Origin of the sequence: Mycobacterium asiaticum (assembly GCF_001673635.1) — a bacterium.
Lineage (GTDB): Bacteria > Actinomycetota > Actinomycetes > Mycobacteriales > Mycobacteriaceae > Mycobacterium > Mycobacterium asiaticum_C.
Genome location: NZ_LZMH01000082.1, coordinates 22,632 through 34,984, shown reverse-complemented (window position 1 = coordinate 34,984; position 12,353 = coordinate 22,632). Strand labels below are relative to the sequence as shown.

The following is a 12,353-nucleotide window of genomic DNA, read 5'->3' as shown; positions in this document are numbered from 1 at the left end:
GTGGGCGACGACCGACTTCTGATTCCCGGCCAGACGTGCTGGCGGGTGGTACGGGCCGATCAGTTCGCGGGCATCATCGACGCCGCTGACTATTTCCGTCATGTCAAGGCGGCGATGCTGCGGGCTCGACACCGAATCATGTTGATCGCCTGGGACTTAGACGCCAGGATGGCGTTCGAGCGCGGGAGCAAAACGCTGCCGGGGCCCAACCAGCTGGGCGCCTTCCTGTACTGGATGCTCTGGAAGCGGCCAACTTTGGAGGTTTACCTACTGAAATCCAATCTGCGACTGCTACCGGCCTTCGACGGCATCTGGTACGGGCTGACCCCGGTGACGCTGGTGAATCGTCTCAGCAGCAAGCGAATACGGTTCGCCGTCGACGGCGCCCACCCGATCGGCGCGGTACATCACCAGAAGATCGCGGTGATCGACGAGGCGGTGGCATTCTGCGGCGGTCTCGACCTCACCATCGAACGGTGGGACACCCGCGAGCATGCGCACACCAACCGGGGCAGGCGGACGTTGGGCCGCGGCTATGGACCTCGCCACGAGGTGGCCCTGGCGGTCGACGGCGCCGCTGCCGTCGCGCTCGGTGAGCAGGCGCGCGAGCGGTGGCAGACCGCGACCGGTCAGACGCTGGAGCCGGTCGAAGCCAAGCACGTGGCCTGGCCGAGCGGGCTGGCGCCGTCCCTGCGCAAGGTCGACGTCGGAATCGCGCGCACCCTGCCCGAGCTGGAGGATCGCGCCGAGGTCCGCGAGGTGGAGGCGCTCAACTTCGCGGCGATCGCGGCCGCGCGAGACGTGATCTATCTGGAGAACCAGTATCTGGCCTCTCGCGACCTCGTCGAGGCGCTTGCCGGCCGTCTTCGCGAAGACGACGGTCCCGAGATCGTGATAGTGCTGCCCCGGAGTTCGGAAAGTCCGCTCGAGCAGCAAGCCATGGACAGCGCCAGGCATCTGCTGATCCAGGAGCTGTGGGCCGCCGACGATCATGACCGTCTGGGCATTTATTACCCCGTCACCGACGGCGGGCTGCCGATCTATGTCCATTCCAAGGTGCTGGTCGTCGACGATCGGTTGTTGCGCATCGGGTCGTCGAATCTCAACAACCGGTCGATGGGATTCGACAGCGAGTGCGACGTCGCTATCGAAGCCATCGGCAGGACAGACGGCGCGCAGGAGATTCGTCAGGAAATCACCAACATGCGCCACGAATTGATCGCCGAGCACCTGGGCGTATCTGTCGGCGAGTTCGAGGACGCGCTGCGCCGGTACCGGTCTTTCCTGAAAACGGTCGACGAACTACGCGCGCACGGTAAGACGTTGCAGCCCTTCACCAAAGAGACAATCGCCGACGAAGCGAGCCCGTTGGCGGAGAACGAGCTGATGGATCCCGATCATGTCCCGCGATCGATAGGCCAGAGCGTGCAGCGACTCATCGAGCGACTGAGGCGCTGAGGGCGGTCTTCTTCCGGCGACATCCCCCGCCGCCGGTGCTGGCGAACGGGCAATCGGCGGCCGGGCCAACCCACTGCTCGGGTCCGTAGATGTGTGTGGCTCGGATCCGCAGATCGAGGACCAGCATTGCTGTGGATCGCCTGTGGTGCTGGTCAACCGAGCCGTCGTACTCGTTCCCTGGCGTGAAACTCCTGGTTCTCGCCCCAGCCACGCACACCGTTCCAGCTCCAGTCGGTCAGAGTCCAATAGGTCAGCCGTCCCGGCCAGCCCAACCAGCGCAGCGCCGTGCGCACCCGGCCTTCGGCGTGCAGCGCGCGGCCGTACTCGTCGGTGGCCTCTAACACCACCTGCGCCGGCGCGCGATCGTGGCGCATGAACACCCGGCGCTCACCGCTGACCAGTTCGCCAAGCCGGCCGCCGGCGAACAGGTATCCGCCGACGACCCTGTCTACGTCCGGGGCCCGGCTTTCCATCGCCAGGGCGTGCCAGTGGTCGTCCGGGGAGGCGATCGCCCACAGGTAGTCACCGGACCGTGCCGCACCGGCACGATGCGGGCCCCAGGTGCGGTCGCGCATGGAGAAGCAATCGATGTCGTGTTCCGCGCCGTCGAGGCTGAGCCGACCGGTCATTCTGCCCGGCTGGTCGAAGTGGCCGGCCGCATCGGACGGCGGCCCGAGGTGGTGCGGTGGCATCAGCGCCGTCCACTCCACCGCCAACTCCAGGCCGAGCTGGCGATACGTGAGCCGATGCCGCCGGCCGGGCTCGATGACCTGGTGACCCAGGCTGTTCGGCAGCGTGAAGTCATCGAAAGCGATTGAGCCGGTGGGTGGTTGACGCCAGCGCCAGTCGTAGAAAAGGCAGTCGTGCGGCATTTCCCCGGTCGGGTCCCACAGTGCCGGGCCGCCGCCGGACATGCCGGAGCGCACGTCGTGGAAGAAGTACAGGAACCCGTTGATGTCGCGTTCGGGCACCGAAATCGCAAAGCAACCACTCTCGGCCCACTCGGGGTCGTCGCTGGCCGCATGGAATGCGCCGTCGTGCGCGCCGGGATCGCAGGTCACGCTGCGAGTCAACCGCCTTGACGGCGACTGGACAAGCACGACGGGATTGACTCCGGGTTGATTGTGGGTACAGCATCCGCAAACCCGCTTGCGACCGCCTAGGAGTGTGGACATGCAGCGTCCCGACACGATGATCGAAATCCATCGCGAACGCGTCCAGGATCAGACGGTCGAGATGTTCGGTGGTGACAAGCGCAGCGAGTCGGTCGACGGCACCGGCTACTCTGCGACCGCCACCATCGACCTGACGCTGGACCGGGTGTGGTTCATCTTCGATTCGCACGAACGGTTGTGGCAGGAGGAGATAGACGGCGAATCCCGGGACCCGTTAAGGCATTTCGCCATCGACCTGGTGATCTTCGACTCGAAGATCGTCATCGATTCGGTGACCTGCATCCCGCTGGTGGAACTGCCGCCCGTGACCGTCACGATCCCGGAAGGTCCGCGCGCCGGTGAGTCCCGCGAGATCCCCTACAACGAGATTCCGGTGTTTGGCCGGCTCACGGTGCATGAGCAGCTCGAACCGCACGAGACCGAGCCCGGCAAGCAGACGATCGCATTGAATTTCACGGCGCAGGACGCTCCAGTGCTGTTAGCCACCCCGTTGTCCGACGAATACGGCCCGCGACTGTTCGGTGCCGATGTCGAACGGCGTCCGGACGGCGTGACCGTGCTGGCGGGGCAGGACCCGCGGATCAGCTGGGAACTGGACTACGCCGAGGCCTACTGGATCACCCACAGCGTCGCGGGGGAGTTACTGGTCAATATGGAGAAGCTGCAGCACCCCAGCATCTCCGACGACGAAGCCCGAATCAGGGTGCTCGACTCGCTGGCCGCGCAGATCGCTGATGCGGTCCGGCCACAGCTCGCCGAGAAGGGCGACAACGGCATCGAGAGTCTGCTGCCGTCGCCCGTCGACGTGGATCCGCAGGCGCCGGACGACACCACCTTCAAGGCCATCGACGCGATCGTGCAGCGGTGGAACGTCGGCGACGTCACTCACGAATCGCTGGTGGTGCAGGTGCAGACGTTGCGCGAACTGCCACACGGCGAGGAGCTGCCCGCATCCGTCCTTGCCGAAAACCCCCACGAGAAAACGGGATTGGCTGTCACCGGTTGGAGCGTCCTGCGGCAGGTTCGCGACACGGTGATGAACACCTTCAACCTGGACGCGAACGACTTCGACCCCGATGTGCCGTGCCTGTTGCAAGGCCCCAAGACAATCAACATCGGCGGTGAGGAGCGCAGCCTCGACGCCATCGAAGCCGATATCCTGCCCCGCACCAAGGACGGCCGGCTGGTTGTCGACGGTGCCGTCAGCGCCGACACCAAGCTCTATGACTTCAAAGCCAATTTCAAGGTCACCTACGAGATGGGCCTCGACGACATTCCGCGCGACCCGAAGGAGGAAGAAACCCGGCGGGTCAACCTCAAGACGATCGAGAGCCTGGAGGGCAGGCTTCGGACCGCGCGGGAGAAGAAGCGCGCGGGGGAGGCCACCGATCACGACTACGAGGCGGAAGTCAAGCAGGTCAACGAGTGGTTCGACGAGCTTCCCAGGACCGTGGGCGTGCGCCCGGCGCAGAACCCTCCCGAGCCAGACGTCAGCGCGGACTTCAGTTTGTCCGCGGCCGGCAAGGTGGCGACGGCGGCAGGTGCGGCGGCGGTCGCCGGGCTGATCGCACTGCCGGTGACGGCGGTGGCGGGCGCCGGGGTGGGCGCCGCGGGGGCGGGCGGCCTGTTGACGCTGGCGATCGCTCAGTACTTCTCCACGGTGCTCACAATCGACTGGTTCGGCAGCGGCATCGGTTCACGAGAGGTGAAGAAATCGCTGAACGACAATCCCGAGGGCACCTCGCTGCCACCGATCGGCATCCCGATCGCCGCGGATCTCAACCGTCAGCGCCTCGCGGTGTATTTCCGTCCGCTGCCGGCCAAGTTATGGGTCAGTTGCGTTTCTTCCGACACGCCCGAGGATGCGGAGGGCTACCGCGGCGACATCCGCCTCATCGGGGGCCGGTGGCCCACCGACGGCCATCCTTGGAAACTCTCCGCGGACGACGCCGTATTGTTCGTCGGCTCCGGCGAACTCGAGCTCTACGTGGAACCCGACAGCGCGGGCGGCGCCGAGATCCCTATCCGGATCGCCACCGCGGAAGACGGCCGCCCGTACCTGAAGGCCGAGGGGCCGGATCCCGACGCACTGCATAAGCTTCCCTCGTGCTCGCCGGAAGATCGCGACGACCCAGCAGACGACGACCCAGCAGACGACCAGCAATAGGGATCGTGTCGGGCGCGGGGCCATGACGCTGCCTGGCACGCCCACCGACGAGGACGCCGATGTTCTTGCCGCGGGGAACGGGAACATCAGCACGCTGTTCGTGTCGATGGCGACCCGTCATCCGCATGGCGCCGACGCGGACTATCTGCGCTGGCACTCTCTGGATCACCGTCCTGAGCAATACCGGCTGCCGACCCTGCGTGCTTCACTGCGACTGGTGTCCACGCCCGAGTGCCGGTCAGCACGAGTGGCGAGTCGGGACCCGCTCGATCCGGTCGACCATGTGATGACGTACTTTTTCAGCGACCGCGACGGGCTCGAGGCATTCACCGAGCTCGGCAGGGCGCTGCGGGACGCCGGGCGGATGATGCCGTTGCTGCCCCCGGTGCAACGGGGGGTCTACGAGGTGACGCGCAAGTCCGCCTCCCCGCGAGTCAAGGTCGGCGCCGATGTGCTGCCGTGGCTACCGCTGCGGGGAGTCTTCCTGCTGGTCGAACGGGGGAACGCGCCGAGCAACGAGCTGGCCCACATCGATGGGGTGGCGGGCGTCTGGTCCGCGGCCACGGTGCAAGAACCCGCCCAGTGGATCAGCTATTGCTTCCTCGACGCGGACCCGGTCACCACAGCCAAGCGGCTGCGCCCCGTGCTCGAGGCCGGCTGGCGTACGGCGGGCACCGAAGCGCTGCTGGCCGCACCGTTTCATGCGGTCGTGCCTTACGAGTGGGATCGCTATGTGCCGTAGCAGGGAGGTCTTGTGCGCGTTGGTCTGATGGTCGGCTCCGATAAGGAGCGCCCCCGGTCGGATCGGCTGGCCGGGCTGATCGACGACGCGACGCGGGCCGAAAGTGCCGGCTTCCACTCGTTTTGGATGCCCCAGGTGCCGGGTTACCTGGATGCGATGACCGCCCTCACCGTGCTGGGCCAGGCCACCAGTCGCATCGAATTGGGGACGGCCGTCGTGCCGATCCAGACGCGCCACCCGATGATCATGGCCCAGCAGGCACTCACCACCCAGGTGGCGTGTGGCGGGAGGTTCACGCTCGGCATCGGTCCCTCCCATCACTGGATCGTCACGGGACAATTGGGGTTGCCCTACGACCGGCCTGCTCATCTTGTCGGTGACTATCTAGACGTGCTGCGGGCGGCATTCGCCGGAGTCGGTTCGGTACACGTGGAGAACGGAAGCTACCGCGTTCACTCCAGCGTCGATGTCACCGACGCCTTCGAGATGCCCGTTCTGTTGGCCGCGCTGGGGCCGAGGATGTTGCGCATCGCCGGCGAGCGCACAGCCGGCACCATCCTGTGGATGGCCGACGAGCGAGCCATCCGGGACCATGTAGCGCCACATATCGCCGCAGCGGCCGCCGGGGGTCCCGAGCCGCGCATCGTGGCCGGGGTTCCCGTCGCCCTCTGCGCCAACGGCGAGGCAGAGAAGGCGCGCGGCTACGCCAGCGAGGTCCTCGGTCACGCGGACTTCTCGCCGAATTATGTTCGCCTGCTTGAACATGGCGATGCCAGAGATGTCGGGGACACCATGGCCGCCGGGGACGACGCGGCGATCCTCGGGCGGTTACGCCGCTACCGAGAGGCCGGTGTCACCGACCTCGCGGCTCGTGTCGTCCCGCTCGGTGACGACGTGTCGGCGCGCACCCGGTCGCGACGACGGACCCAGGAATTCCTCGCCTCGATCATTCCGGAGTTATAGCGGGTCACGCCCGCGCTGAGTTCTCGGTGATGATGTCGCACGCGGTCTCGTAGAAGGCGCTGATCAACGTCGAGAAGGACAGCTGGAACGGATGGATCATGTACACGTCCGTGCGGGTCAGGGTCCAGTCCGGTAGCACCGGGACGATGCTTCCGTCGCGCAACTCGGCCGTGACAATGATCTGGTTGGGCATCGCGCCAACGCCCAGGCCTTGCAAGATGTACTGTTTGCCAACCTGAAAGTTGTTGGCGCGGGCCCGAATCAAGGGGTTCAGCTCATAGCGCCGCTTGTTCTTGGCGAGCGTGAGCTTGCCGGACCCTTCGCAGACGCCGCAGTCGATGAAGGGCACGGATTTCAACTGGGCCGGAGTGCTGAGGGGTTCGGGAAGCTCGCGGACAAAATTGGCCGAAGCGCACAGAAAAAGCTGCAGGCTGAAAACTTTTCGCGCGATCAGTGTTGAATCCGGCAGCGGACCGGTGCCGAAGACGACGTCAAATCCGTCGTGCACGGGGTGAACGACGTTGTCCACCAACCGGATATCCAAGCGCGAATTCGGGTAGCGGCGCAGGAACGCGGCGCCGACCCGTGAGGCGTAGTCGATCCCGACGAACACCGGTATCGCCACGCGCAACTCGCCACGCGGCTCTTGCTTGCTCTTCTCGACCAGGGCGCGCACCCCGTTGGCCTCGGCCAGGATATTGATGCCGTGGCCGTAGATCTTCTCGCCGAGGTCGGTCACCGAGAGCTGATGGGTGTTCTTGCGGAGCAGCTTGATGCCGAGGTCGGCCTCCAGCTTGCTGAGCTTGCGGCTAACGGTCGACTTGGGCATTCCCAGCAGCGTCGCCGCCTTGGAAAGACTCCGGCACTCGACCACCTTGCCGAATACCAGCAAGGCATCGAGGTCGAACGGCAGATTTTGTTCCATGGGCGCGTTCCAAAAATGCAACAGGGTGTTGCAAGTGAAGACCTATTTGCGCACCTGGTCAAGTGCTAACTTCGGCCGGGGGTGGGATCGGGGCCGAGAGGAGGAGGGCCTCATGGGTCGCGACGTACTGAGCAAACCGGCGAGCGGGCACTGGACCGACGCGTACCCAGAACTGGGGCGCGGCCAGGTGTCGCTGGAAGACTGTGTGTCACGGGAGTTCTACGACAAGGAGCGAGAGCACGTCTTCAAGAAGACCTGGCTCTACGTCGGACGCGTGGAACGGGTGCCGCGCGCCGGCAGCTATTTCACCCGCGAACTCAAGTTCCTCAATACCTCGGTCATCATCGTGCGAGGCAAGGACGACGTCATCCGCGCTCTGCACAACATTTGTCCGCACCGCGGCAACAAGTTGCTGTGGCAGGACGATCCGTTCCAGGAAGTACAGGGCCGGGCGCCCTTGCTGTACTGCCGTTTTCACGGCTGGCGGTACAACTTGGACGGCTCGCTGCACGCCGCCACCCGCAAGGATCTGCTGCTGGACTTCGATGCGGACAGCTGCCGGGTGCCCGGCATCCAATGCGATGTATGGGAAGGCTTCATCTTTATCAACCTCAACCCGCACAACACCGAGTCGCTGCGCTCCTACCTCGGCGAGTTGGCCCACGGCATCGAGGGTTACCCCTTCGCCGGGCCGCACCAGGTGTACCGGTTCACGGTGGAGTTGCAGTGCAACTGGAAAATCTTCCTCGACGGGTTCGCCGAGAGCTACCACGGCCCGTACCTGCATGCCGCCTCGTTCGGGGCGCTCACCGCCGAGGCCAGAGAGGCGTTCGACCAGCCGAACCCATTCACCGACGCGTTGGCCTATCAGCTCGACGGGCCACATCGAATGTTCTCGTTCTCCGGGGAGCCATCGCAGAAAACGCCCTACTCCAAGCCGATCGAATGCGTGATGGAAGCAAGCGCCGCGGGCCCGTGGAACAAGCGAACCGATCGCGGGCCCATGCCTGCGGGTCTGAATCCCACGCGGTCGGAAAAGTACGGTTTCGATTCCTTTCAGTTCTTCCCGAACTTCGTACTGATCTTCGGGGCCTCGGGCTTCAGCACGCACGCCCATTGGCCGACGGGTCCGCACTCGCACATCTTCGAAGCCGAGATGTTCTACCAGCCGCCCAAGACGCACAGGGAGAGGCTTGGCCAGGAGCTGACGGTGACCTTCCTCAACGACATCATCCTCGAAGACGCCAGTCCGTCCGAAGGCCTGCAGGCGATGCTCAACAGTGGCGTACTCACGCACTTCACGATGAACGACGAGGAGATCCTGTTGCGTCACCTGCACAAGGTGGTCGGCGATTACGTGGCGGCAGGCGAGCGGGCGCTGACCGAGGTGAACCAATGAATACCGCTCTGCCACCGGAGTTTTCCTCTCTCGAACATCTGGTCGCGGAGTGGGCCATCGAGGACGGACACCGGCGGTACGTGAAACGCGTCAACAGTTCGATGACCGAGATCCAGGCGTTCTACGACGAGGTGTTCCCATACGCCGAGGAGGCGGTCGCCTATATCGACAAATTCGACTATGCCGAGCCGTTGCCCGAGGACGTCGCGAACCTGCGCAACTTGTTGTATTCGCTGATCACCGTATCGTTGGCGGTCGAGTTGTGGCGCCAACCGCGGGTCAAGCATTCGGCGAACACCATCCTCACCAGGCTGAGCTGATCATGGGACTGTCCACCACACGGCTTGAAATCATCGACCGCACACCGCTGATCGGCAGCGAGATCAGGACAGACCTGCAGACGTTGCTCAGCGGCAGCGTGGCCGAAGCCGTTCGGGCCACGTTGGAAAAGCGCGGAGTGATCTTCTTCCGCGGCCTGCAGATCAGCGATGCGCAGCAAGTGGCAATCGCGAAATCCCTTGGCGGCATTGTGCAGAACGAGGGCGAGGACGGCATCTACAAGATCTCACTCGACCAGCGGGTGAACCAGCGCGCCGAATACCTCAAGGGTTCGATGTTCTGGCATTTCGACGGCTCACTGCAGCCCTATCCCAATCTCGCCACCGTACTGCGGGCGATCAAGCTGTCCGATTCCGGCGGACAAACCGAGTTCTGCAACACCTACGCCGCATACGAGGACCTGCCCGATGCCGACAAAGCGGCCATTGCTGAACTTCGAGTGGTCCACAGCGCAGAGCGGTCGCAGTACTACGTACGCCCCGAAATGAGCTACGAAGAGATTTGCTTTTGGCAGAAGTCTCCGACGAAGTCGTGCCCATTGGTCTGGACGCACCGGTCCGGGCGTAAGTCGCTGCTGCTCGGCGCGACCGCGGATTACGTGCTGGGCCTCTCGGTAGAGGAGAGTCGCGCACTGCTTGCGCGCCTTCGTGATTGGGCCACTCAACCACGCTATGTCTACCGGCACGAATGGCAGATCGGTGATCTGCTCGTCTGGGACAACACCGGGACGATGCACCGGGCGCTGCCGTATGCCGCGCACAGTGGACGCCTGATGCATCGCACGGTAATTGCCGGCGAAGAACCGCTGCACTGAACGGGGCCCAAAGCTCATTTCGGGCGATGAAGAAAGCCGTGCAGAGTCGCTTGCACGAGTTCGTCGACGATCACATCCCGGGAAGGTTGTTGCTCGCCAAAGAAAGTTGAGCGCAGCGCCACCATGCCCACCACCGTCGCCACCGTGGAGTGCGCGGGCAGGTCTGGCTGGCGAGAGCGCAGTCCGCGTAGCTGCATGCCCTCGGTGCTGATTCGGCCGAGCACCGCAATGGCACGCCGGATGTCGTTGATGCCGGCGTCGACCATCTCGGCCTCGCTGAACGTTTCGGCTGCCGCCAGCGTCAGCAGCAGGCCCCGGTGTTCGACCATCACGTCGTAGAGCCGGCCGACGAACTGCCGGGCCAGTTCCTCTTCGTCGGTCTCCTCCGGAACAACCGACTGCCACGTCCGCCCGAACTCGTCGACGAAGTTCGTGAACGGCAGGACGAGGGCTTCCCGGAACAGTCCGGCCTTCGAGCCGAAGTTACGGAACAGCAGGTATTCGGAAACCCCGGCCGCCTCGGCGATCTCGCGCGTGGTCGTGGTGCGGTAATCCTGGCGGGCGAACAGCGAACGTGCCGCGTCGAGCAGCAGCCTGCGGGGTTCACCGCGGGGCCGGCGGGACGGCTGGCGCACGGCATTCACGATAGCCATCTTGACCCGTCACTTTGAATAGTGTGCACTATTCAAAGTCGATGTCGCTGTCGAAGGGAATCGTCGTGGGCGCGGTCATCATGCTCGGCACCCTGTTCGGCCTGATCGCGCTGATCTTCGGCGCGGTCCTGTATTTCGACCCCGAAGCGCGCGGCGGTGCGGCCAAAGAGCGGGACCGATGAACACCGAGCTGACGCCGCTGCTGACGGCGGCGGTCATCTTCGGCTGGGGCAGCGGCATCGTGTTCACCGCGCTCGGTGTGTACCTGAGCATTCGGGGCCGCCGGCTGCACCCGCTGCTGCTGCTGTGTATCTCGGCGATCTCTTTCTCGTGGATCGAGGCGCCGTACGACTGGGCCATGTACGCCCAATTTCCACCGGCGCTACCCCGTATGCCGTCGTGGTGGCCGTTGAACATGACCTGGGGCGGGCTGCCGTCGGCCGTCCCCCTCGGCTACATCGGCTATTTCGTCCTGCCCGCGGTGATCGGCGCGGCGCTCGGACGACGGCTGAGCGCGCGGTTCGGGTGGCGACGACCCCTCACGTTGCTCAGCGCCGGCTTCATCGTGGGATTCTGCTGGGCCTTCCTGTTCAATGCTGTTATCGGCGCTCGGCTCGGTGTCTTCTACTACGGCTACGTCATTCCCGGGCTCGCCGTCTTCGAGGGAACCAAGCATCAATACCCGATCTATGACTCCATCGCGCTGGGCGTGCAGATGATGGTCTTCACCTATCTGCTCGGCCGAACCGATGCCCAAGGCCGCAATGTCATCAAAATGTGGGCCGACAAGCTGTCGAAGACTCCCGCCCAATCGGCCGCGCTGTCCATTGTGGCCGTCATCCTGATCGGCAATCTGCTGTATGGCGCCGTCTTCGCGCCGCATCTGGCCACCAAGCTGGGCGGCTGGGTGACCTCGGGCTCGACAGAGCAGTTGTTCCCGGGCGTCCCGAACCAGCCCAAGCACTGCGGGCATTAAGTAGCGGACGCCAGAGCGCACCGCACAGGTCACTTCTTCGACACAACTTCGCAGCATTCCTTCTAGCGGGGATGACACCGCGCCACGATGGATGCAGCCAACCAGGAGGCAGTGTTCGATGCGAGTAGTTGTCTTATCCGCGCTTATCGCCGTCCTGTGCGCGTTGAGTCCGTTGGCCGCGCCCGCGCAGGCCGAACCCACGACATGCGGAGTGAACCTCACGGCGCCGGAAATCCGGGCAGCGATCAAACAAATACCCGCGCTACCGGGCAACGGGGCGTGGGACCTGAACACGCACAGCTTCGATCCGAGCAGCAACTACAACCCGTGCGCCACCCTGTCGACCGTCATCATCACCGTGATCGGTGCCACCGGCAGTTCGCCGGACCTCGCGCTGCTGTTCCACAAGGGCAGCTTCGTCGGGGTCGCGACATCCAAGGCCTACCCGTTCACCACGCTCAACAAGGCAAAGACCACCGACGAGATCGTCGCACTCGACTACAAGGACGGCCGAGAGGTCTGCACGGCGTGCCCGGGTCCCATCACCACCGTCCGTTACCAGTGGCAGGGCAGCCAGGCCGCGATGTTGGACCCGCAACCCGCGTGGTGACGCGCTCCCCTTGTTAGGCCGGTTGTAGACCGGCTGCTTGGCCAATCACCCGCGAGCGGACAAGATGTAGGGCTAACACCCGCATACCAGCCTCGAGGTCGAACCATGGACGTTCCCAAGATCCGTTCGCGC

Annotated in this window: 13 protein-coding genes; 10 read left to right on the top strand and 3 right to left on the bottom strand. The window is 64.6% G+C overall.

What is annotated here, in order from left to right:
- Complete coding sequence (locus A5645_RS24075; RefSeq protein WP_065131308.1) at positions 1-1,458, top strand: phospholipase D-like domain-containing protein; 1,458 nt, start codon at positions 1-3, stop codon at positions 1,456-1,458.
- Positions 1,459-1,610: 152 nt separating this feature from the next.
- Here the strand turns inward: A5645_RS24075 and A5645_RS24070 are convergent, their stop codons facing one another.
- Positions 1,611-2,519, bottom strand: coding sequence for a DUF7064 domain-containing protein (locus A5645_RS24070; RefSeq protein WP_065131307.1), 909 nt, complete (start codon positions 2,517-2,519; stop codon positions 1,611-1,613).
- A gap of 112 nt (positions 2,520-2,631) precedes the next feature.
- Between A5645_RS24070 and A5645_RS24065 the strand changes: the two genes are divergently transcribed.
- Genes A5645_RS24065 through A5645_RS24055 form a run of 3 tightly spaced genes read left to right on the top strand, consistent with a single transcriptional unit; the run spans position 2,632 to position 6,505 of the window.
- Positions 2,632-4,800, top strand: coding sequence for a hypothetical protein (locus tag A5645_RS24065; protein WP_155768148.1), 2,169 nt, complete (start codon positions 2,632-2,634; stop codon positions 4,798-4,800).
- Positions 4,801-4,822: 22 nt separating this feature from the next.
- Complete coding sequence (locus A5645_RS24060) at positions 4,823-5,542, top strand: hypothetical protein (RefSeq protein WP_065131305.1); 720 nt, start codon at positions 4,823-4,825, stop codon at positions 5,540-5,542.
- 12 nt (positions 5,543-5,554) lie between these two features.
- Positions 5,555-6,505 (top strand): TIGR03564 family F420-dependent LLM class oxidoreductase, encoded by a 951-nt coding sequence (locus A5645_RS24055; protein WP_065036961.1) that lies wholly within the window; start codon positions 5,555-5,557, stop codon positions 6,503-6,505.
- Positions 6,506-6,509: 4 nt separating this feature from the next.
- Here the strand turns inward: A5645_RS24055 and A5645_RS24050 are convergent, their stop codons facing one another.
- Positions 6,510-7,430 (bottom strand): LysR family transcriptional regulator, encoded by a 921-nt coding sequence (locus A5645_RS24050; RefSeq protein ID WP_065036960.1) that lies wholly within the window; start codon positions 7,428-7,430, stop codon positions 6,510-6,512.
- 112 nt (positions 7,431-7,542) lie between these two features.
- On the opposite strand from A5645_RS24050, the gene A5645_RS24045 reads away from it, so the two are divergent.
- From A5645_RS24045 to A5645_RS24035, 3 genes are read left to right on the top strand one after another with little or no spacing between them, the layout of a single operon-like run.
- Positions 7,543-8,829 carry an aromatic ring-hydroxylating oxygenase subunit alpha gene (locus tag A5645_RS24045; RefSeq protein ID WP_065131404.1) on the top strand — a complete coding sequence of 429 codons (1,287 nt, stop codon included), beginning with the start codon at positions 7,543-7,545 and terminating at the stop codon, positions 8,827-8,829.
- The gene (locus tag A5645_RS24040) at positions 8,826-9,149 is read left to right on the top strand and encodes a hypothetical protein (protein WP_065036959.1); all 324 of its coding nucleotides are present in this window, start codon (positions 8,826-8,828) and stop codon (positions 9,147-9,149) included. The genes A5645_RS24045 and A5645_RS24040 overlap by 4 nt, the downstream gene beginning before the upstream one ends.
- Before the next feature lie 2 nt (positions 9,150-9,151).
- Positions 9,152-9,982: a TauD/TfdA dioxygenase family protein gene (locus A5645_RS24035; protein ID WP_065131304.1), complete on the top strand. Its 831-nt coding sequence runs from the start codon at positions 9,152-9,154 to the stop codon at positions 9,980-9,982.
- Positions 9,983-9,996: 14 nt separating this feature from the next.
- Here A5645_RS24035 and A5645_RS24030 read toward each other — a convergent pair whose 3' ends face one another.
- Positions 9,997-10,635: a TetR/AcrR family transcriptional regulator gene (locus A5645_RS24030; RefSeq protein WP_065131303.1), complete on the bottom strand. Its 639-nt coding sequence runs from the start codon at positions 10,633-10,635 to the stop codon at positions 9,997-9,999.
- Positions 10,636-10,676: 41 nt separating this feature from the next.
- Between A5645_RS24030 and A5645_RS27940 the strand changes: the two genes are divergently transcribed.
- The 3 genes from A5645_RS27940 (at position 10,677) to A5645_RS24020 (ending at position 12,221) form a co-directional block, all read left to right on the top strand.
- Positions 10,677-10,817, top strand: coding sequence for a hypothetical protein (locus A5645_RS27940; protein ID WP_155768147.1), 141 nt, complete (start codon positions 10,677-10,679; stop codon positions 10,815-10,817).
- A complete protein-coding gene (locus A5645_RS24025; RefSeq protein WP_065131302.1) occupies positions 10,814-11,611 on the top strand; it encodes a spirocyclase AveC family protein in 798 nt (265 codons plus the stop codon). Before A5645_RS27940 ends, A5645_RS24025 begins: the two co-directional genes overlap by 4 nt.
- A gap of 118 nt (positions 11,612-11,729) precedes the next feature.
- Entirely contained in the window at positions 11,730-12,221 is a 492-nt protein-coding gene (locus A5645_RS24020; RefSeq protein ID WP_065131301.1) for an LppP/LprE family lipoprotein, read from the top strand.
- Positions 12,222-12,353: the final 132 nt, after the last annotated feature.